This is a genomic window from Moraxella sp. VT-16-12 (assembly GCF_002224245.2).
Lineage (GTDB): Bacteria > Pseudomonadota > Gammaproteobacteria > Pseudomonadales > Moraxellaceae > Moraxella.
This window is the reverse complement of record NZ_NKHK02000002.1, coordinates 135,229-157,057: the sequence shown is the minus strand read 5'-3', so window position 1 is coordinate 157,057 and position 21,829 is coordinate 135,229. Positions and strand designations below refer to the sequence as shown.

The following is a 21,829-nucleotide window of genomic DNA, read 5'->3' as shown; positions in this document are numbered from 1 at the left end:
GTAAAATGCCAAATACAGCATAGGCTTTTTGTAAAATTTCTCTAAATACACATGGCTGGCTTTATGATTATTTTTAAGTTTTTTGCCATTCTCAATAAAGATAAAATAAAATTATTTCTAGCCTATGGGTATATCACCATTAAAATATTTTTTGATTTAATTTTGTCATAAGCCCTATTAAACCCAGCATTTTGTATTGTGATGGCTTTTATATAAATAACCAACAGAGAAAACTTCGTATGGCGTATTTTGGTACAAATACGACATTTTGGTTGGGTTTGTATGATTAATAAAAATCGTGGCAAACTTATTTTTATAAGATATAATGACTATCATCTAAAACAATAAAAATTGATTATTCTTTAATCAAAAAATAATGCCACAATTTTTTGTGTCCATGATGGTTAATTGATATGAACTTTTTAAAGATATTAAATAACGGTAATAAGTTAGATATTGGTGATATATTTATACTTTTACTGTTTCTTTCGTTTGCTATATTAATAACCGTTAATTTTGGTGTTCTGAGATATCATAGATACATACCACAAGAGAATGAATTAAAATATACTGAAGGTATTTTAAGAAAAAGATTGCAAAAAAAAGCCATAAAAGGCACCAGTGTTTATTATTATCAAATTTATGACTCAAATACAAAAAAATACCTAGATTTTAGTTGTGATTATACTGCGGTAAGTAGGGGCAGTAACAGCAACTGCTACTTTCCTGAGGAGTATGAAAACACACAGGTAAAAGTTGGTTGGTATCAACAGCCAGATTTTTTAATGTATTCAAATGACAAATTGCAAATCGTCATTTTAGAAAAAGATGGCAAACAAATCCGCAGTTATAATCATTGGTTAGATGAGATTAGAACCAATAATATTATCAATATTATTGTGGTGATATTTTTTAATGGTATGTGTATTTTATTCTCTTATTTTTCGTTGCCAAGATATAATAGAAAGTTTAAAAACAAAATGTGAGGTGATGTCGGGTTAATTACCGTCTGATACTCACATTTAATAACATTTCATTGGCAAAGAAGTTGCTTTACATTTCATAAAAGTGGCATTCATTTTGTATTTCACATCAAGCTACCATCCCATAGGGTCAATGTCTATCATCAGTCGCACGCCTTTTGATGTGGGTAGGGCGAGTACTTGCTCCCACCATATGTTTAGTATGCCATGCAAAGTGGGGCGGTGTTTGGCAAGTATGAGCATTTGTACATGAAAGCGGTTATTTTTTTTGACGATGGGAGCATCAATCGGTGCTAATATTGCAAAATCATGCTCAAAGTGATTAAGATGAGTTTTGGCGTGAATGATGGCGTTTTTGGCGGTGTCATAGTGGCGTGCATCTGCTTTTATCAGTACGGCGTGGCTATAAGGTGGTAGGGCTAACTGACAGCGTTCATTTAGGAGCATTTTGGCAAAGGCTTCATAACCGCTTTTGATGAGCATGGTTAGGGCGGGGTTTTGGGGGTTGTAGGTTTGTATCAGCACATGACCTGCTCGTCCTGCCCGTCCCGCCCGTCCTGAGACTTGCATGATGGTTTGGGCGGTGTGTTCAGGAGAGCGAAAATTGGGCGATAAAAACCCTATGTCAGCATCTGCCACCACCACAAGCGTTACGTTTTCAAAATGATGACCTTTGGCTATCATCTGTGTGCCGATGAGTATCATGGGGCGGGCGGTATTGATTTCGTCATATAGTCTATCCCACGCTGTTTTGCCTTGTACGGTATCACGGTCTATTTGGTGAATGGGATAGACCACATCGCTATTTTGGGGGTTGGCAAATAGGGCGTGCAGTTGTTCATAAAGCTGGCTGGTACCTTGACCAAGATGAATCAGATTTGGGCTGTGGCAAGATGGGCATTGTGTGGGCGTTTTGATTTGATAGCCACAATGATGGCATTTTAGATGATTGTACAAATAGCTGGCGTTGGCATGAGTGGCTTGTTTTAGCGTGGATTTGTGCAAAGTTAAATGACTGCTACATCGCACACAGTCGGCTTGATAACCACACGCGCCACACAATAAAATGGGTGAAAAGCCCCGCCGATTTAAAAACACCATCACTTGCTCACCTTGCTCTAAGGTGGCTTTGATGGCTTTGATGGTCTCTATGGCAAGCTCTCCATGATGAAACACGCCGTGTATGTCTGTGTGTCCTACCGTGCCAAGTCTTTTATCTACTAGGTGAAATTGGGCGGTGTCAGCATTGCCTGCCCTTTTGGTGAGTTTACATTCGGTGAGTTTACCATCAGCGATGAGCTTGTATTGTTCAAGACTGGGGGTGGCTGTGCCTAACACAACAGGGATTTTTTTGCAAAAACCCAAATACAATGCCACATCGCAGGCGTGATAGCGAAGATGGTCTTGTTGTTTAAAGGAGCTGTCATGGGCTTCATCAACCACAATCAAGCCCAACTGACAAAAAGGATAAAAAATACCAGAACGAGTGGCAATAACAATCTGTGCGTCCCCTGTGCGACACGCTTGCCAGCCTGATAGCCGTTCGCTGTCAGATAAGCCTGAATGAAGGGCGATGATGTGAGCGTCAAAACGTGCACGAAAACGAGCAAGTGTTTGTGGTGTCAGACCAATCTCGGGCACAAGTACCAACACCTGTTTACCATCAGCTAAGGCACGAGCGATGGCGTGTAGGTAAACTTCGGTTTTGCCTGAGCCTGTGATGCCATTTAACAAAAAGCCTTGATAAATCCCCTTATCAAGAGCGTGGGTAATGGCTGATAGGGCTTGGGCTTGTTCGTCATTTAGGTTAAGTGGTGTGCCTTGCACTTTGGGTGGTTTTGGTATGGGTGGGTGTTTGCTGATGAGCGATTTATTTAGCAAGGCGTTGATGGTGGCGGTACTGATACCCATGTTGCGTAGTGTATCATCACGGATAAAAGGTTGCTCTTTGATGAGTGTTAGGGCTTGGGTTTGTTTTGTGGTAAGTTTTGGGCGGTCTTTGCTGGGGATTTGGTCAGGTTCGTTGGCAGATAGGGCGTATGTGGTTGGCGGGGCTTTGCCTTGGATAATATGCGTGGGGAGCATGACCGCTAAGGTCTCACCAAGGGGATAATGATAATAAGATGACAGCCAAAACGCCAATGCCAAACTGTCATCATTGATGATGGGTATTTCATCAATGACGGCGTTGATGGGTTTTAATTTATCCTTTGGCACGTCGCTGTCTGATGGGTGAGCGATGACCACACCAACGAGCGTTTGGCGACCAAATGGCACAGATACCCGACTGCCCACAGATGGTATGGGCAACTTAGGCGGACACAGATAATCAAAACAGCGATAAAGTGGCGTGGGTAGGGCGATTTGTAATAATATCATGATGACATTTTGATATAAAAATTGATATAAAAATGTCATTTTAGCATAAAAACAAATGCAAAAAATAGCACAGCATTGACCATCAAACTGTGCCACACATAAAGCGGATTGTAAAAAAGCGAGCCTAGCCCGCTTTTTGGTCAGTTATAGTGCCACGATGGCTTCTATCTCTACCACAGCACCTTTTGGCAAAGCGGCGACCTGTACGGCAGCACGAGCAGGATAGGGAGCAGTCAAACGTTCTTCAAAGATGGTGTTCAGCTCATTAAAGTCGTTTAGGTCGGTCAAAGAAACGTTAAATTTCACCACGTCTGATAATGTGCCACCTGCTTGTTCGATGATGGCTTCTAGGTTATCAAAAACTTGGCGAGCTTGGGCGTTAAAGCCATCACGCAAAGTCATGGTGGTGGGGTCAAGACCGATTTGACCTGAAACATAGACAGTATTGCCAACTTTGACCGCTTGGGAGTATGTTCCGACTGCTTTTGGGGCGTTGTCTGTGTGAATGATTTGTTTTGACATAAAAAATCCTTAAATAAAACAGCTACTTGATAAATAATCCGCCATCAATACCACAGTTTTGTGCTTGGTTTATCATGACCAAGATGGCGTTAAACAAATTTTACCCATGCCATCTTTGGTGATGGTTAAGATGTAGCGACCCGCATCAAATAAATTTACCAAAACATCACTTGCTTGGTCGCCACCTAAGATTAGGTATTTGCCATCTGGATAAGACAAGGCGTAGCTGACATTGCTGCTTTGTAGCGTGATGTGGTCGCCTTGATTATTTTTTAAGGGTAAAATGGTATTTTTGTCCTTTGGCAAAGTGCTTATCAGTACAAATTTGACCTTCTTGTAAAAACGCAAAGGGCATGACTTTGATGGCGTGGTTGTTGTGAGCATGGGCAGTCATCGCCATCATCAAGGCTGACACCATAATAACACGCATGGTTAATGTACGCATGATAACCCTTTTAATATTGGGCAGATTTTTTGGCACGAAAATATGCCATCATTTTATCAAAGGCACTCATGGCAGGTCGATTGGTGTAAACGATACTCCCTGCGACATTGTCGGCGGTTTTTGGTAATAGGTCAGGCTCTTGTTTGCCAAGAAAATGGCGAGCATCTTTTTGAGAGCTTAGGTCAATTTTACAGCACATGGCATTTCTCCTATCTTGGGGAAGATTGGGTAAATTTTGTTATGTGATTATCATAAACCAAGCTTACCCATCATTCAAGTATTTTTCAGTCTTTACTGATATAAACGCTGTATGTTTGGGTAGCCCAATGTTTGGCGTAGGGTCTCTATCGCTTCTTCTAAATGCTCTCGGGAGCGTACCACCACTTTGAGTATGGTTGTGCCTTTGTTTTTTGTGCCTTTGTCTTCGGCTTTGACGGATGTCTCTTCAATGCCCACATGAAGGGTGCGTAATTCATAGATGGCTTGGCTGATTTGTTCGCCTGTGAGCATGGCATAGACACGCAATGTGGCAGGGAAATGCAGCTGTTGGGCTTTGTGGTCTATCTTGATATCAGGTTTCCAATTCATCTGCACGACTTGGTAGGGGGTGGTTTTTCTGATTTCTTCTAGGGAGTAGCATTTGTGGCGGTGAATGACCAAGCCTTGACGAGACAAATGACCAACCACAGGGTCGCCATAGATGGGATTACAACATTTGGCAAAAGTAACTTCCACACCTTTAATCCCTGCAATCAGGTGTCTTGATTGGGTGATTTCTTGCCCATCAGCGATGTCCACTTCTTCGCTAAACAAGCGAGACACCACAAGTTGTGGCAGCAGTGTGCCTGTGGCGATTTGTAGGTAAATGTCGTTTTGGGTGGATACCCCACGCCATGCGATGATGTCTGCCCAATCGCCATCGGTCAAATCTTCAATGCGTTTGTCATAATTTTGTAAAGCACGCATGAGTGCTTCTTTGCCATAATGTACTTTTTGGTCATCAGGCAGGCGTTTTAAAAATTTTAAAATCTCATTACGGGCTTTATTGGTCGCCACAAAACCAAGCCAATCTGCTTTTGGAGTGGCGTTTTTGTCAGTATCAATGCTAACCATGTCGCCATCAGCCAACACCAAGCCAAGTTTGCCATGTTCGCCATTGATGTCCGCTCCGGTGGCAATATTGCCCACAGCAGGTCCAACCGCATAGGCAAAATCAAGAGCTGTTGAGCCACGGGGCAGCTCATAAGCACGACCTTGGGGGCTATAACAGACGATTTTGCGTTCGTGCAGATAGTTTATCAAATCATCAATCACCATCGTTACATCATTCATCTCATCGCTTTCTTTGCCAAGTAGCTCTTGTAGATTACGCAAACTGGCTTGGACAACAGATTGGCTGATGTCGCCTTTATCACGGCTGATGACCCCAAGACGTGATGCGTCTTTCATGCGTTGGGTCATGATGGTAACTTTGATAAAATTATGGTCTTTTTCATAGATAAGCGTCAAAGACTGAATGCCCCCCGCTAAGGGTTTGCGGATATTGTCTTTGATGTTGTGGTCTGATATTTCGTATTTTTGCACCAAATAATAGGCAAGTTTATCACACTCTTTGATGTCATCTAGCACCACTTCAAAATCATATTGACGTATCAGACGGTTCATGTCGCCACGATTTTTAAAAAACTGCCGATACATACTGGTGCGGTTATCCAGCACTTGCACGTGTCCATGCAAATTAAGCTGGGTGAGCAGGTTTTGTAGATAGGTGCTGATTTCTATTTTTTGAAAATTACGCCCAAGTCCATGTTGTAGCAGTTTGTCATTAAACTTGGTGTACATGGCAGGATTTAGGTTGCGATAACACAAAAGTTCAATATAATCAGCGATGTCGTTTAGCCCCATGATGCGAGCAAATGGCACATAAAAATCCAAAGTCTCACGGGCGGTGGATTTTTGTTTTTCTTCACGCACCGCATCAAGCGTACTCATGTTGTGCAAACGGTCAGACAGCTTAATGATAAGCACTCTGGGGTCAATGATGGTGGCAGCTAAGATTTTATGAAAGGTGGCAGCTTTGCTTTGCTGTTTGCTCATGCTAGATGATTTGAGTTTGGTAACACCATCTACCAAACGGGCGACCGTCTCCCCAAATTCTTGCACAAGCAGCTCATCACTCACTTCGGTGTCTTCTACGGTGTCATGAAGTATCGCTGAGATGATGGTGTCTTTGTCCAAGCGAAAGCCTGCGATAATCTCAGCCACAGCAATGGGGTGAGTGATGTATGGCTCACCTGATTTGCGTTTGTCCTTGATGTGGGCAACATCACCAAAATGACACGCCCGAACAATGTCATCACGGTCTTTTTTATCCAGATAGTTGATGGCGTGCAACAGACTGTCTTTGGCATCGTCCACAAGTGGGTGGCTTAGGTGGTCAGGAATGTCGTGCGGGCGGTAGTTGGCTAGCTCAATCATAAAAACACCATTCAATCTTGGTTAAAATTCCCCCATTATGGTTTTTTGTGGGGTAAAAAATAGGCAGATGCCAAAGCATTTTGCCCATTGCTGTATCAAAAAATTTACTATAATAAATCAGTTTTTAGATATTTTGTCAAGCATTAGAATAAATTGTTACCATTTTATGAATGACCAAGCCAAAAGCACCAATCATCACCAACAAAAAAAGCCGTGATAATCACGGCTTTTTGGATTAAAAGATGTTTAAAATCCGCTATTGTTTGATAAAGTCAAATCAAAACTTGGGATTTCTTTGGTATAAACTTCCTCAGGCTCGTCCAAAATCGCACGAGTAACATTACCTGTGGCAATCTCACGTAACGCAAGTACGGTGGGCTTGTCGTTTTCTGGGGGCAAAGTGGGTTCTACACGACCTGTGGCAAGCTGACGGGCACGGCGAGACGCCACCAAAATCAGCTCAAAACGGTTGTCCACATTTGCCAAGCAGTCTTCAATCGTAACTCGTGCCATGTTTGCTCTCTTTAAAATTTTGTGAATTAATTATTATAGCAAATAATTTAGCCTTTTAAAAGTTCGCTAATGAGTTTTTCGTGGGCGACACTTTGACGAGTGATGGCAAGGCGATAAGTAGTGATGATGGCTTTTAACTCTGATAATGCGGTGGCAAAATCATCATTGATGACCACATAATCAAAATTTACATATTCTTGCATTTCACGCACCGCACCTGCCAGACGGGTATTGATGACCTGCGTGCTGTCTTGGTCTCGGTTGGTCAAACGGTCTTTTAAAGCTAGGCGACTGGGGGGCAAGATAAATATCATCACCACATTGGCAAATTGACGTTTTACCTGCAAAGCACCTTGCCAGTCTATCTCCAAGATGACATCAATACCCGCTTTTAATAGGTCGCTGACGGCAGTTTTGCTGGTGCCATAGTAGTTGCCAAATACTTGGGCGTGTTCCAAAAACTCGCTTTGGGCGACCATATCCATAAATTCATCTGTATTGACAAAATAATAATGTGTGCCATCAATTTCGCCACGTCTGGGCGGACGGGTGGTGTGCGATACTGAAACGACCAAATTATCGGTGGTGGCAAGCAGTTCTTTGACCAAAGATGTTTTACCTGTGCCTGATGCTGCTGAGATGATAAAGAGTGTGCCTGATTTGTTCATGCTGTGCCTTGTGGTGCAGGAATTGATGTTTTGAAGGTGTCATTTTATCAAAAATCAGCCTAAGATTAAACGCCAAATTTTTGCTTTAAAATGATTAAAATTTGCTCAAAATCCTGCCCATCATGGTCAAATGCACCAAAATTATCAGGATATTTGGGTATTTTTTAAAAAAATATGATAAAGTAAGCACATTTTAAGCTGAGAAACCTATGCAGATTTTACTTGCCAATCCTAGGGGCTTTTGTGCAGGCGTGGACAGAGCCATCGCCATTGTTAATGAAGCACTGCGACGTTTTGCACCGCCCATCTATGTGCGTCATGAAGTGGTGCATAATAAATTTGTGGTGGAAGATTTGGCTCGCCGTGGGGCGGTGTTTGTTGAAGAGTTGGACGAAGTGCCTGATGGGGCGATTGTGATTTTTTCAGCACATGGCGTCTCCAAAGCAGTGGAAGACGAAGCTACTCGCCGTGATTTGACGGTGTTTGATGCCACTTGCCCTTTGGTAACCAAGGTGCATATAGAAGTTGGTAAGTTTGCCAAAGAAGGCATGGACGCCATTTTAATCGGACACGCTGGACACCCCGAAGTAGAAGGCACGATGGGGCGATTTGATACCAGTTTTGGCGGTCGCATTCATTTGGTGGAAGATGTGGATGATGTGGCAAAATTAAACTTTAACAAAGACAAAGAGCTTGCTTTTGTAACACAAACCACGCTGTCTATGGACGACACTAGGCAGGTGATTGATGCCTTAAAGGGCAGGTTTCCCCAAATCAATGCCCCTAGAAAAGACGACATTTGTTATGCCACTCAAAACCGTCAAGATGCAGTCAAATCACTTGCCAAAGCCTGTCAGGTGGTGCTAGTGGTTGGCAGTCCCAACTCATCAAATTCTAACCGCTTAAGAGAGCTTGCCGAGCGTTTGGGAGCAAAGGCGTATTTGATTGATAATGCTGCTCAGATGGATAAAGCGTGGTTTGATGGGGTGGCACGTGTGGGCGTTACCGCAGGTGCATCTGCCCCTGAGGTGCTAATCAAAGAAGTGCTAGACACTTTGCAGGCGTGGGGAGCGGATGCACCTACCGAGCTGTCAGGTATAGAAGAAAACGTAACGTTTAGTTTGCCCAAGGCATTAAGATAAGGCAAAAGGGGTAAGCGTCAAAAGGTGATTGGGTGAAACCTTCGCAGACTGGACTGTTGATATGGGCGGTGCTAATGCTGATGGCGTTGATTGCTTATATCACGTATAAAGAGCGACAACTTGCTAATCATGTTGTTTTGATTGATGATGGTGTGGTCTTGGAGTTTTATCATAACGCACCAGTGCATATTGCTTATGCGGACATTGATAAAGTGATGTTTTATTGTGAAGGTCGTGGCACACGTGGCTGTGGCATTAACATTTATACCAAAAATGGCAAAAACCACAAAACCATCAATCATCAAGATGCAAAAGACGCTCGTGCATTAAGACAAAAAATTGCAGAGCATATCAAATCCAACTGATACATAATGATGAAAAAATTAAGCTTAACTTTGGTGTTGTTGGTATCGTCAGTGCTACTTGTGGCGTGTCCTAATGCCACACCAACCGCCCCAGCTCAGCCCACTCAAAGCAAACAAGACAACAAATCCAAACACGCTTGCCAAAATGATGTCATCATTAATAGCTTTAAAGCTGGTCGTTCTGATGTTCAGGTCAAAGGCTGTGGCACGGTTGTTGCAATCTTAGCTGATGACAACAAAGGCTCACGCCACCAAAAATTTATCGTACGTTTAGAAGGTCATCAGCAGACCGTACTTATCGCTCATAACATTGACCTAGCCCCTAGGGTGGCAGGATTGGCTAAGGGTGATGATGTTGATTTTTATGGTGAATATGAATATACCGATAAAGGTGGTGTGGTGCATTGGACGCATCATGACCCAGCAGGTCGTCATCAAGGTGGTTATATACGCCATGATGGACAGCAATATGAATGATTTTTGTCAGTTTTATCCCCATCAGAGAGTATTTTATGAAATTTTTAAGTAAACTGAGCATTTTGGCAATGTCTGTTTTGGCAAGCCAAAGTTTTGCTCAAAACAATGAGCAGGTTGATTATGAAGCCTTGTTTTTTGAATGTGCATCAGTGGCAAATGATTCGTCTCGTTTGGCGTGTTTTGATGCTGTTGCCCAAGGTGATGAGCCATCTGTCATCAAGGAAAAACGCCCATTGCATTTATCGCAAACGGTGGTAAGTACCTTAAAAGGCGACCCGCAAATCGTGCTGGCTGAGCCTGATTCTCACACTCAGCAGACGTTTGATAGTTTTAATCGCAACGCCCCAAATGCTGATAAATTCACCCCTTTAAGCTTGGCTTATGATTTGGACAAAAACAGCGATTCAGGATTGTGGCATGCTCGCCCACACAACCCAATGTATATTTTGCCATTATTTGTCAATGGCAAGCCAAATCACCATCCAGCAACCCCAAATCAACCCACCAAACACTATCCTAGTGATGAGATGCGTAACGCTGAGCTAAAATTCCAAGTATCTTTTAAATCAAAGGCAATGGAAGATTTATTTGGCACAAATGCTGATTTGTGGTTTGGCTATACACAGCAGTCGCATTGGCAAGTATATAATGAAAATCATTCACGTCCATTTCGGGCTCATGATTATCAGCCAGAGATGTTTATTACTCAGCCTGTAAAAGCTGATTTGCCTTTTAATGGCAAATTAAGAATGTTGGGAGCAGGTTTGGTGCATCACTCCAATGGTGAAGATGACCCCTTGTCTCGTTCGTGGAATAGGGCTTATCTGATGGCAGGCATGGAATGGGGTAGGCTGACGGTCATGCCACGCTTGTGGGGGCGTATTGCCAAAAGTGGGGATAGCTCCAAGCCTGATGACAACCCAGACATCATGGATTATTATGGTTATGGCGATGTTCGGGTGTTGTATCAGCTAGAACGTGGCAATAACATCTCAGGTACGGCTCGCTACAACCCGAAAACAGGCAAAGGGGCGTTGCAGATTGATTATGTGCACCCCATTGGTAAAGGAGTAAGTGGCTATGTGCAACTGTTTCAAGGCTATGGTCAATCCATCGTGGATTATAACCACGAATCTACGGGCGTGGGCGTGGGTATCATGCTAAACGACTGGATGGGTCTGTGATAAAACTGCCTTCACATGGACTGGCACTGCTGAGCAGTCGTTTTTATCGCACTTGCCATCTGTGTCATCAGCCAAGTGGGGGTGGTTTATTTGAGCCTATTGGGTCAGCACTTGTGTGCCAAGAGTGCCATCACGCCCTAAACAAACCATCAAAAGTGCTACACGCTGATGGTGTGCCACTTTTGGTGGGGGCTTTTTATGAAACACCCCTAAATCATGTGATGAGTGCTTATAAAGATAACGAAAATCTATCGGCACTGATGGTGCTGTATCATCTGTTGTATCACTTGCCACGTCCACGTGGATTGACAAAACGTGCGGTCATTGTTCCAACACCCACCACACCTGATAGACTGGCGAAGCGGGGGTTTTATCCTGTATTGACCTTGGCTAAATTTTTATCTTATGTTTGGAAAATTCCCTTGTGGCAAGGCATACAACGCCATGAAAATACCACACATCAGCGTGGACTTGGTAGAGATGAGCGTTTAAATAACGTTCAAAATGACTTTTATCTTAGAGAGTCTTTATCAGCACATCAAGTGGTATTGTTTGATGATGTGGTAACTACAGGGGCAACCTTATCAGCAATGGCTCAGCTGTTGCGTGCCAAATACCCAAACACCAAACTGATTGCCACTTGTGTACTACATGGTAAACAAGGGCTGCATTTGCCTGAGTTTGGGCGGTAGATGGCTGGCTATTCCAAGCGTTTTTCAGCTTGTGCTGATGGCAAATGATACACATAAAAACTGATAAAAACCGCCGTGATGACCACCAATGCCAAATATAATGCAGGGGCAAGACGTACATGAAACGTGGCATAACCTAGCACAAATGGTAAAGCACCGCTCACCAAAGCATAGACAATGGCATAAATCATGCCAACATAAGTCAGACGAGACGACACATCAAACAGCCGAACCACGACCACAGGAGCGGTGGCGATGATGCCCCCAGAAAACCCAAGTAAGGCAAAAAATATCAAAATCAGTCCGCCCCCTGAGCTAAGATGCCCAAAAAACAGCATGGTTTGTAAAATAAAAAACAACCCACCCAAGGACATGACCTTACTGGCGTTTGTATAATCCACCATAAAGCCATAAAACACACAGCCTATCATCATAAATACGATACTAATGATGTTGCCTAGTCGCAAGATGCTTTCGGACAAAACAAAACCTGCATTGATAAGGTTTGGTAGCAGCAAAGCAATGATGACCATCAAGCTGATGGACAGCCAAGATAATGTGATGGCGGGCAACAGTACTGCCAAATGCTGACTGATAAAGCGATAAAACAGCCCGTCTTTTTTTGGATGGATTTGTTTGGCAAAGGTGTGAATGCTTAGTGTCGGTGTGTCAATGGGCGTGTGTTCTGGCTTGCCAAAGGCGGGCGTTTCGTCCAAGCGATAGACAGGCATGAGTAAAATTAAACCCAATATGCCCCCAACAATAAAAGGGATTCGCCAACCAATTTGCAAGATTTGCTCTTGGGTCATCTGACTTTCTAAGATAAAAATCAGTCCCAGCACCACCAGTATCGCCATCAACGAGATGGCACTTACCACCCCAAGCCCCAAGCCCACGTAACGGCTTGGCAGATGTTCGCTGACAAAGACCCATAAGGTAGGTATCAGCCCCCCAAAAGCCATGCTTTGAGCAAGTTTGGCGATGATGAATAACAGTGGTGCCATCATGCCAACCTGAGCGATGGTGGGCAAAAACCCCATGATGAGTGTACATATTGCCATCATCAGTAAACTGATGATGAGTGCAGGTCGTCTGCCGTGTGTGTCGCCATAACGCCCAATCAAAAATCCTCCAAGTGGCATGGCAACATAGCTGATGATAAACAGCCCTATAATTTGCAGATGGTACACCCAATCTTTGTCTTGGCTAAAAAATAGTTTGCCTAAGACATCAGTCATGTACAAAAATGTCATCACCCCAAAAAACCCCACGCCCGCCACCATGCTGGCAATGCACACCAAAAAAACATGAGCCGAGTTTAGCGTGGTATTTGGCATAAAAAATCCAGTCATTTTCAATTATTTCATGAATGTGTTTAAAATTTTATCAAAGTTAAGAAAAGTTGCTTTATAATAACCCATCAATCGGCAAAATGCTTAGTAAAGCAACGTTAGATTTTTGTAACCATGTCATGTTGGGCTCTTTGTGGTGGATAATCTCTTGACCATTTTCAAAGGTTCGCCATTGCAGGTGTCCTTTGTCATCAAGTTCCACTTTGTAAGCTTGATAAAGTAAGGTGGGGTTTGGGGTGTCTAGGTTGTTTAGGGCGTGATGAAAATGTGTGGCAAGAGCATCATCGTCAATCACCACACCAAGCTCGCTGTTGGTGTTGGCGGAGCGTGGGTCAATGTTGTATGAGCCGATAAATACCTGCTGAGTATCCACCGCAAAGGCTTTGGCGTGCAGGCTCATGGTGGTTGGTGGTGTGGGCGGGGTGGGGTTGATGGCATCAGGCTTGGATTCGTAGAGCTGAACGCCTGCCATCAACAAGGCTTTACGCCAGTGTCCATAACCTGAATGTACCGAATGCACATCTGTGGCAGAATAGGCATTGGTTAAAATACTCACCTTGACGCCTTGTTTGACTAGGCTGGCAAGCATTTGCACGCCTTGTTTGGTTGGTACAAAATAAGATGAGATGATACTAAGATGATGTTTGGGCTGTCCGATGTATTCACGGAGCTGCTCTACCATAAGTCCTTGACCATCAGCGTGATTGCTAAGCTTAGTGGGGTCATCTGCAAAAAATTTTATCATTCGCCATCTTAGTGGCAGTTGCCCTGTTTTTGGGCTAAGGTTTGCCGTGTGGTCAAAAATGCCTTGTTGGTATTGGTTGGTGTCTTGGTCTGTCCATTCAAAAGATGGCGTGTGTTTATTGGGTCTGACCAAGGTTTTGACATCAAAAGCGGTTGCAGCGTGCCAATAATGCTCAAAACTGTCATGAATGTCTGCCACAGTTTTTCCTACCAACAACACATCTAAGTCAGCAAAGTTGTTTTTTTTGTGGCTATTTAGGTATTCATTACCAATGTTTCGCCCACCAATAATGCTGATTTGGCGGTCAAAGGTCATGCTCTTGTTGTGCATTCTGGTGTTGGCATGAACTGGTAAGGTCAAAAAGTTCAGTCGTTTAAAACGCCGATAAACCATAGGATTGGCAAGGCGTACAGCAATATTTGGGTGAGCATCAAAATCTAATAACAGCTGGTCAAGTGCAGGCGTGCTGCGAAAATCATCAAGCAACAGTCGCACCACCACGCCCCGATTGGCTGACTGCCAGAGTTTTTTTAGCATGGCAATCCCTGCTTCATCGTCATGCCAAATATAGTACTGTATGTCTATGGTGTGTTTTGCCATGTCAGTCAGTTCATGACGCAATAGTAAAGCGTCCGCCCCTGAGGCAATGAGCCGATAACCTGATAAAGTGGGGTATTGTTTGGCGGTGCTGTCAAGTTGTGCAAACAGGGGGTGGTGTGCTGTGATGGCAAGCGTTTGCGTTTTTTTGCTCAAAGAGATGCTGTCTGGCAAATGTGGTGTGTTTGGTAGAGTTTGACAAGCAGTCAGCAAGCAGACAACAGTCATCACCTGCCACCAAACCAGCCCTTTGTTTGTTATCTTGCTCATCATTGTGCAATCATTTGTCTTCTACTAAGGCAAACTCATCACTATATAAGCTCCAATTGAGCTTGGTGCGACAGGCTTGATAAAAATCTATGCCAATAGGGTGCAACAAAATCAGCGATTTATCGTGTTTGGTGATGAGTAAGGTTTGATTGCCATCAACAGGCACGCTGGCTTCACCGTCTGAGCTAACCATAGGTAGGGTGCGGTTGTCTTTGTTGATATTAATGGCAATTTTGCTTGTGCCTGCCACCACGATGGGGCGAGAAGATAGGGTATGCGGATGCATGGGAACAAGGCAAATGGCATCAAGGCTTGGATGGATGATGGGGCCACCTGCTGACAGTGAATAAGCGGTTGAACCTGTGGGGGTGCTGATGATAAGCCCGTCTGCGTGTTGGCGATAAACCGCAATGTCATCAATGTGTAAGCTAAAATCAATGGTATGTACTGATTTGCCTGCGTGTAGTACCACGTCATTTAAGGCAAAACTTTCATGAAAAACAGTAGGAACATTGTCATCATCTTCGCCAATGACCTGCATTTTTAATAAAAAACGCTCATCGGTGTGATAATGTCCGTTTAAAATGTCAGTCAGTTGTTTTTCTAGTTGGTCGGGATTGATGTCTGCCAAAAAGCCCAGTCGCCCACGATTAACCCCGAGCACTGGCACGCCCGTTCCTGCCAATAATGACCCTGCTTGTAGGATAGAGCCATCACCACCAACCACAATGACAAGGTCGCAATATTCACCCATACGCTGACGTGGCACGATTTTAATGTGATTTTCGTCGGTGTGGTTAAAATCAATCAAAATCCCTTCAATGCTGGCAGTGCTGGTATCAATGATGGTAACAAGACCCCAGCGATGTAGTAAGTCTATGAGTTGATTTAGGGTGTGAGTAACGCTACTTTTGCCAGCTCGTCCAATCAATCCGATGTGTTTAAAACGACTGTTGTATAAAAAAGGTGAAATATCATTCATAAAAGATGATGGCTGATAATGGTGGGTGTATCATACTCAAAGTTTAGATGAAGTTCAAGCAAAATCCGCCCAAAGTCAGTTTGTCCATCAAAAATGGCAAGACAGTATTTAGTTTGTAAAATTTTATTAATATTTGGGTTTGTTGATTGATTTTTTAAAATATTTATTGTATAAATTCGTCATCATTCATTTTATTTTACAGGAAAATTATGGCAAATCCTATCATCAGTCGTACCGAGCTGACCACAGGTGCTGTGCCTATGACAGTAGGTGGTGTGGTCAAAAAAACAGCATTTTTACTGGGTCTGACCGCTTTGTCAGCTTTTGGGATATTTTTTGGGGTGTTGTTTGGTGCGATTCCAGCAGGTATCGTGTCTGTGTTATCGCTTGTGGCGGTTTTTTCGGCAATGGGGTTGGGGTTATTGATTGCTTTTAAACCACATTTAGCAAAAACCTTGGCAGTGCCTTATGCACTCATTGAAGGGGTATTTGTTGGGGCAATTAGTGCTTTTGCATTTTTTAAATTCCCATCTGTACCATTGATGGCATTATCCGCAACTTTTGTTACAGCGGCGGTCATGCTGACTTTGTATGCCACAGGTGTGATTAAGGTTACTGAAAAATTTCGCTCCATCATCATGTCGGCATGTATTGCGATTTTTATCGTGTATATGATTCAAATTGGCATGAGCTTTATTTTTGGTAGTAGCATTCCTTTGTTGTTTGATGGCGGTTTGCTTGCTATTGGATTTAGTGCTTTTGTTACTTTGATTGCATCGTTTAGTTTGCTACTGGATTTTGATAATGTAGAACGTAGCGTGTCTTGGGGTGTGGACGAAGACTTTGAGTGGGTGCATGGTATTGGTATTTTGGCAACACTTGTGTGGATGTACATTGAGTTTACTCGTCTGATTGGTTATCTACAAGACTGATTAGGACAAAATAAAAGCACCCTGATGGGTGCTTTTTTATGCTTACTACCAAGTAGATGCGGCAGACAATGTGCAATTTGTACCGCCTTTGCTCCAATGTTTGTGTCCTTGACTGTTAAGGCAAATTACGCCATCATTGCTTTGGCTTGTGCCTGAGATGGGCGTGGCAATTAACTCCCATGCGTTATGTATGGCAGGATTGCCTGTGGCACTTGTGGTGATGGCTAGGGTGTAGTAGGCGGTACCTGATGGGTAGCTGCCTGAGCTACTCAGGTTTGCCAGTGTCATGCCATTAAAACGACGATTGCTGACCTGATAACGCTGAGCTTCTTGGGCAATGCGTAACATTTCAGATTGCATGTCGCCACGGCGAGTTTTGATGACGTATTCCTGATATGAAGGGTAAGCAATCGCTGCCAATATCCCCACAATGGCAACCACCACCAATACTTCAAGTAGAGTAAATCCTTTTTGCATTACCAGTTCTCCAAATTAGGACCACAATCTGTAAAGTTGCCATCATTGACTTTATTTTCATCTTTGGTTTGACACCGCACCCCATCGCTACGCAACAGCACATCATAGTTGCGTTGGTCAATGGGTGTATTTCTGATTGCTATAATTGTCCAGTTTAGCCCGTTGGAGTTGGCATCTGTTAAGGGAAGCTTGCTATCGGCGTCCATGAGCGTGATGGTGTGAGTCTTGTTTGGCTTGTTTATAGGAGTTTGTAATGTACCTGCTGTACTGTCAAAATCTGTATAAAATGCCGAGCCATCAAAGCCTTTATAGCTAAAATTTTTGCCTTTAAAGCGTTCAAGCTCACCTGCGATAATCATCATCTCTTGCTTGGCAAGTGCCAAATTTTGTCTGCGCATGTACTCTTGATAGCTAGGGAAGGCGATGGCAGCAAGAATTGCCACCACCATGACTGCCACCATGAGTTCAATCAGTGTAAAACCTGTTTGTTTATTCATGGCATTTCCTTAATTTCTTGATTCTTTTTCATACCAACGCGTTGGTTTGTTGGTGATGCTTGACAATTCAGTCAGACATGCAGGATTATTCGGGTTGGCAGTGCAGTCCACTTTGGGTGCAACAATTCGGTTTTCGTTACTTGATGCACCGCTGGCATCTTTGGTGCCAACAGCGGCTTGAACGATACCTACACCGATTTGAGTGCGATATTGTGAGCCATTAGGTGTGATGTTGGCATTTGTACCTCCCAATAAAGATTGTTGTTTGGTGGTGCAAACACCTCCTGGCATACAAAAAATCTCTTGATAACTATCACCCACAATCCCTGCATTGCAGCTATTTTGCTGAACAGTGCCGCCATCAGGTGTATAAGTGGTTAAAAATAGGAAATTATCCACCACACGAGGTGAACCGTACCCTTTGAGTTTACCAGCAGTAGCACTTAGGTAGTACTTCCAGCCTTGCACGCCAGCAGTTGCTTTAACTTCGTTGCTAGCATCATTCATGTCTTTGCCAGTAAAATCGGTCAGATTGTCTGTGGGTGCATCTGTAACTGTTGCTGTACCTTTTAAAACATCATGGTCATAAAGTACTACCAACGCATCTTTGGCACTTTCTGCCCCTTCTGCCAAAGGTGAACTGCGGTTGCCTGAGGCAACTGAGATGACGCCAAATGTCCCTGCCACACCATCTTGTTTGTGAGCAGATAAACTGGGTGATTCATAAAAACGTGGGGACAGTCCACCTGTTTGATGACCGTTGTATAGGCGTACGACACGGTTGGTGGGAGTGGCAGACCCTGAGTTATCTAAGTCCACACGGAACACCTGACCGCCCAAATCACCAAAGATAAGGTTATCCACCAAACCATCATTATTGCGGTCAAAGGTAGAGATATTGCTTACCACACTGTATTTTAGGTTGGCATTGTTGGTATATTTGGCGGTGGTGCTGGTGTTGGCATGGCTACTGCCCCACCATAAAAGCTCACCATTATGAGCATCAAACATATACACGCCACCACCTGTGCCGTTGGTTTGATTGTAGGTGCGAGTCTCATAACCCATATCATAACCACCACCCACAAACATCACCAAACGACGTGAGCCTTCCCAGTTGACAAAACCAAGCGTAGGCTTAGACCAGCTTTGACCCATAAAAGATAAAGGCGAGCCAGCAGGAGCAGAGGCAGGGTCAATGTGGAATTTGATTTTTGGATTATCAATATCAGACAAATCCAAAGCGTAGTAACTACGTCCACCCATACGCAGACCGCCATAAACCCATTGTACGCCCTTGCCAATCAAGTCGCCTGAACTGGTGGGTTCAGCACCTTTGACGGTAACGCCACCACCAGTATTGGGGACATACTGGGTATAAGCTGTCCATGGACCATCAATACCCCAAAGCAGTCCGCTAGTGGTTGCATCTACATTTTGGAAGCTTTGTTTTTGGTTGGCCATCATTTCTTTGGGAACAAAGGCGACTTTTTCTACACCAGTTTTGCTGTCCACCACGTGTAAAACACCCTGTGTGCTACCAAACAAGACATAATCTTCGCGAGAGGCAGCATTTGAAGGTGTGCCACTTTGGGTAAGCACGATGGGTGTTGAGTGCATGACTGCCCCTGCCTGACGCAACTCAGGTGAGTTACTAAGCTCAGGTGCGGTTTTAGAGGCAACTGGTGTGCCATTTAAGGGTACGTCATAACCCAATAGGTTGAGCCATGCGTTACGGTTGGCAGTATCACTTACTAAAGCACCACTACCATCAAACAAAGCATCAAGAGTAACTTTGGTTAAGGCAGCATTGCTATTACTGGTATGATTGGTGAACACAGGGCGAGCATTGGCTCTTAGGGGTAGCAAAGCGGTCATGCCATTTTTGTTATTATCACTCCAAAAACCAATCACGTTAGGATTAATAAGTCCACTTGAAGCATTAAACAGTTTTTTATTATCTTTACCATATAAAAGTTGGCTTTTGACTTGATATTTGTTCATATCACCTACCCAAAAACTGTTATTGGCATTGATTTTGGGAATGAATGAACCGTAATAAGCATCACTCATACGAGTTAATGGGTTAAGTGGGTCAATGGGGATAAAGGGCTGACCTGTGGCAGTATTTGGAATGTCTGTGGTTAAGGTAGCGACAAAGCCATTAATGCTGTCAACCACACTTTGGGAGCTAGAACCAGCATACCAGCCACCATCACCACGAATACCCCAACGGGCAAAGTTGGCAATATCACTATTGTCATTTGCAGGAATTTTAGCTAAATTTAAACGTATGCGATCTGCTTGAACGTCATTACCCAAAGAGGGATCATAAGCTGGCAGACCACCTTGTGTATATTCACGAGCAAAGCCAACGGCTGCGGTTTTAAAACTAATGCCAAGAGGGTTGGTTTTTGGGTTTAATAATGTTTCGGCAAAGCTAAATATGCATTGCCAATCATTTTGTAAGCCATCAGTTTGACCAACAACATCTTGAAATCCACCACCACAAGTAAATGTACTTCCCTTATTTCCTAAGGCTAATTTCATTTGAGTAAGCTCATTGGGACGACCCGAGGGCTGACCATCAGAGAGTACATAAATGCCTTGTCCATTACATTCAGGCTTTGTTTGATTGAGTAATGATGGTGGGGCTAGATACTTATCTGGATTGCTAGGGTCTTTACTGTCCGGAGATGACATTGGAAAGCCAGTGGGGGAAAGACTGCCATAGCCAAAAAATACTCTCCCCCTAGTTCTATCCACCCCCAATAGCTCACCAGCTCCTGTATAAGCAGTTGGGCTTCCGTTGGGGCGACGTACATTTGCCCATTCATGAGGTCCTGTAAAGCGATTGGCAGCGATGGTGTAGCCATCAATCATTTGCCAAGAGCTGTTACCACCTTTGGCATTATCAGCAAATTCCCATCGTGTACATGGTAGGACAGTTAGCGTACTGTTAGGAACAGCAATGGGTGTTGTGCCCCATGCAGTACATGAACGATGACCACCTGTACCTGTATCAACTAAGTCAGTTTCTCTTAACTGTTTGTTATTAGGTAGGGTGGTAGTGCCAAGCATATAAGAGGCAGTTTCAGTATAAGAGCGAGCTGTTGGGGTGGACGCAATCGGTCTCATGGTACGAATATAGTTATTAAGCAGTTCGCGTTGAGAAACACCACCAACCATATCTCCTAGGGGGCGTGCAGGTACGCGAATTGCCCCCAAATCACGATGCCACCAACGACCAGCACCGGAACTTAAAGGATTATTTGGGCTCCATGGGATGCCCGTGTTGTCCATGCCAAGACCCAAAGTGGAGACGCCTAATATAATATTATCACCCAAAGGAGTGATGCCTTTGCTAGGATTACCATTAATAACGTCCCATAGTGCGTCTTTTAGTCGGTCTATACGAGCATAACAACGGCGTTCATCAGGTCTGCCATCATTATTGGTGTCATAAGTGGGGCAACCAATCACAGGATCCATAATCCAGCTTGCACCCACAGCTGCCCTACCTGCATTTGACCAATATTTGGGGTCAATGGTAGTGGCATCCACAGGAACACGGCAATATGTTCGACTGTATCCTCTGCCATCAGCATTATTTTCAGTAATCAAGGTTGCTTGTCGGTTGGAGTCCCCCACTTCTCGCCAATATCGTGCCATGCCAGCCGTTTGGCAGTAGCTGTTAGGAGACCAGTTTAGGTAGCGTCTTAGTTCTCTTTGAGCCTCTGCTTGATTGATCCCGTCCCAGTTGGTGATGGTGTTAAATTTAACTTGTGAGTAGATTTCTGTAATTTGCCCCCTGTTATTGCGATTGCGACGAAAACTTGGATTAAGTGTCTCCAATCTATCCAGTAAGGGTGTGGCAATGCGTGTGTTGTCGTTACCTGCTTGCGGACCATCACCTGAGCGTAGGTTAAAATCATCGTGAGCAGAGTGGCTTACATTCATACTGCCCGAAATGTCCAGCATTAGCATGAGTGTGGTGGTACTACCCATAGATGACTGATAGATTTCTATATCCGCCGCTTTAACTGATTGTGCACTAAGTGCAAGCAATGCCATGACAGATGTTACGGCGCTGGTAAGACTTTTTAATGTGTATTTTTTCATCTTGATG

The 21,829-nt window shown here is 43.8% G+C and carries 21 protein-coding genes; 7 read left to right on the top strand and 14 right to left on the bottom strand.

All coding sequences use genetic code 11. From position 1 onward, the window contains the following. The first annotated feature begins 413 nt into the window (after positions 1 to 413). Positions 414 to 986, top strand: a complete 573-nt coding sequence (locus tag CEW93_RS02520; RefSeq protein WP_146416630.1) for a hypothetical protein — start codon at positions 414 to 416, stop codon at positions 984 to 986. Between the two features lie 111 nt (positions 987 to 1,097). Here the strand turns inward: CEW93_RS02520 and priA are convergent, their stop codons facing one another. From priA to gmk, 8 genes are all read right to left on the bottom strand, one after another. Continuing rightward, positions 1,098 to 3,362, bottom strand: a complete 2,265-nt coding sequence (priA, locus tag CEW93_RS02515; RefSeq protein ID WP_089539280.1) for a primosomal protein N' — start codon at positions 3,360 to 3,362, stop codon at positions 1,098 to 1,100. Positions 3,363 to 3,506: 144 nt separating this feature from the next. Beyond that, positions 3,507 to 3,884 (bottom strand): RidA family protein, encoded by a 378-nt coding sequence (locus CEW93_RS02510; protein ID WP_089539257.1) that lies wholly within the window; start codon positions 3,882 to 3,884, stop codon positions 3,507 to 3,509. A 72-nt stretch (positions 3,885 to 3,956) separates the two neighbouring features. Continuing rightward, entirely contained in the window at positions 3,957 to 4,190 is a 234-nt protein-coding gene (locus CEW93_RS02505) for a hypothetical protein (RefSeq protein ID WP_089539256.1), read from the bottom strand. Further along, positions 4,150 to 4,329, bottom strand: a complete 180-nt coding sequence (locus CEW93_RS02500; RefSeq protein ID WP_089539255.1) for a hypothetical protein — start codon at positions 4,327 to 4,329, stop codon at positions 4,150 to 4,152. Before CEW93_RS02500 ends, CEW93_RS02505 begins: the two co-directional genes overlap by 41 nt. A gap of 10 nt (positions 4,330 to 4,339) precedes the next feature. Then, on the bottom strand, positions 4,340 to 4,528 hold the full coding sequence (locus CEW93_RS02495; protein WP_089539254.1) for a hypothetical protein: 189 nt from the start codon (positions 4,526 to 4,528) through the stop codon (positions 4,340 to 4,342). 92 nt (positions 4,529 to 4,620) lie between these two features. Then, positions 4,621 to 6,807, bottom strand: coding sequence for a bifunctional (p)ppGpp synthetase/guanosine-3',5'-bis(diphosphate) 3'-pyrophosphohydrolase (locus tag CEW93_RS02490; protein ID WP_089539253.1), 2,187 nt, complete (start codon positions 6,805 to 6,807; stop codon positions 4,621 to 4,623). Between the two features lie 246 nt (positions 6,808 to 7,053). After that, positions 7,054 to 7,320 carry a DNA-directed RNA polymerase subunit omega gene (rpoZ, locus tag CEW93_RS02485; RefSeq protein WP_089539252.1) on the bottom strand — a complete coding sequence of 89 codons (267 nt, stop codon included), beginning with the start codon at positions 7,318 to 7,320 and terminating at the stop codon, positions 7,054 to 7,056. A gap of 47 nt (positions 7,321 to 7,367) precedes the next feature. Then, positions 7,368 to 7,988: a guanylate kinase gene (gmk, locus tag CEW93_RS02480; protein WP_089539251.1), complete on the bottom strand. Its 621-nt coding sequence runs from the start codon at positions 7,986 to 7,988 to the stop codon at positions 7,368 to 7,370. 209 nt (positions 7,989 to 8,197) lie between these two features. Here gmk and ispH point away from each other — a divergent pair, with 209 nt between their 5' ends. From ispH to CEW93_RS02455, 5 genes are read left to right on the top strand one after another with little or no spacing between them, the layout of a single operon-like run. Further along, positions 8,198 to 9,130 carry a 4-hydroxy-3-methylbut-2-enyl diphosphate reductase gene (gene ispH / locus CEW93_RS02475; RefSeq protein WP_089539250.1) on the top strand — a complete coding sequence of 311 codons (933 nt, stop codon included), beginning with the start codon at positions 8,198 to 8,200 and terminating at the stop codon, positions 9,128 to 9,130. Positions 9,131 to 9,162: 32 nt separating this feature from the next. Further along, on the top strand, positions 9,163 to 9,495 hold the full coding sequence (locus CEW93_RS02470) for a hypothetical protein (RefSeq protein ID WP_089539249.1): 333 nt from the start codon (positions 9,163 to 9,165) through the stop codon (positions 9,493 to 9,495). A 9-nt stretch (positions 9,496 to 9,504) separates the two neighbouring features. Then, on the top strand, positions 9,505 to 9,972 hold the full coding sequence (locus CEW93_RS02465) for a DUF3465 domain-containing protein (protein WP_089539248.1): 468 nt from the start codon (positions 9,505 to 9,507) through the stop codon (positions 9,970 to 9,972). Between the two features lie 35 nt (positions 9,973 to 10,007). Next, positions 10,008 to 11,156, top strand: a complete 1,149-nt coding sequence (locus tag CEW93_RS02460) for a phospholipase A (RefSeq protein WP_255503912.1) — start codon at positions 10,008 to 10,010, stop codon at positions 11,154 to 11,156. Next, positions 11,153 to 11,848, top strand: a complete 696-nt coding sequence (locus tag CEW93_RS02455; protein ID WP_089539246.1) for a ComF family protein — start codon at positions 11,153 to 11,155, stop codon at positions 11,846 to 11,848. The genes CEW93_RS02460 and CEW93_RS02455 overlap by 4 nt, the downstream gene beginning before the upstream one ends. A gap of 8 nt (positions 11,849 to 11,856) precedes the next feature. Here CEW93_RS02455 and CEW93_RS02450 read toward each other — a convergent pair whose 3' ends face one another. From CEW93_RS02450 to CEW93_RS02440, 3 genes are all read right to left on the bottom strand, one after another. After that, positions 11,857 to 13,185: an MFS transporter gene (locus CEW93_RS02450; RefSeq protein ID WP_186727876.1), complete on the bottom strand. Its 1,329-nt coding sequence runs from the start codon at positions 13,183 to 13,185 to the stop codon at positions 11,857 to 11,859. 70 nt (positions 13,186 to 13,255) lie between these two features. Then, positions 13,256 to 14,812 (bottom strand): phospholipase D family protein, encoded by a 1,557-nt coding sequence (locus CEW93_RS02445; protein WP_089539244.1) that lies wholly within the window; start codon positions 14,810 to 14,812, stop codon positions 13,256 to 13,258. Positions 14,813 to 14,822: 10 nt separating this feature from the next. Beyond that, positions 14,823 to 15,794, bottom strand: coding sequence for an NAD(+) kinase (locus tag CEW93_RS02440; RefSeq protein WP_089539243.1), 972 nt, complete (start codon positions 15,792 to 15,794; stop codon positions 14,823 to 14,825). 209 nt (positions 15,795 to 16,003) lie between these two features. Between CEW93_RS02440 and CEW93_RS02435 the strand changes: the two genes are divergently transcribed. Further along, the gene (locus tag CEW93_RS02435) at positions 16,004 to 16,726 is read left to right on the top strand and encodes a Bax inhibitor-1/YccA family protein (RefSeq protein ID WP_089539242.1); all 723 of its coding nucleotides are present in this window, start codon (positions 16,004 to 16,006) and stop codon (positions 16,724 to 16,726) included. 45 nt (positions 16,727 to 16,771) lie between these two features. Here the strand turns inward: CEW93_RS02435 and CEW93_RS02430 are convergent, their stop codons facing one another. Genes CEW93_RS02430 through CEW93_RS02420 form a run of 3 tightly spaced genes read right to left on the bottom strand, consistent with a single transcriptional unit; the run spans position 16,772 to position 21,822 of the window. Beyond that, positions 16,772 to 17,203 (bottom strand): type IV pilin protein, encoded by a 432-nt coding sequence (locus tag CEW93_RS02430; protein ID WP_089539241.1) that lies wholly within the window; start codon positions 17,201 to 17,203, stop codon positions 16,772 to 16,774. After that, the gene (locus CEW93_RS02425) at positions 17,203 to 17,700 is read right to left on the bottom strand and encodes a type IV pilin protein (protein ID WP_089539240.1); all 498 of its coding nucleotides are present in this window, start codon (positions 17,698 to 17,700) and stop codon (positions 17,203 to 17,205) included. Before CEW93_RS02425 ends, CEW93_RS02430 begins: the two co-directional genes overlap by 1 nt. Before the next feature lie 9 nt (positions 17,701 to 17,709). Next, positions 17,710 to 21,822 carry a hypothetical protein gene (locus CEW93_RS02420; protein WP_089539239.1) on the bottom strand — a complete coding sequence of 1,371 codons (4,113 nt, stop codon included), beginning with the start codon at positions 21,820 to 21,822 and terminating at the stop codon, positions 17,710 to 17,712. Between the last annotated feature and the right edge of the window lie 7 nt (positions 21,823 to 21,829).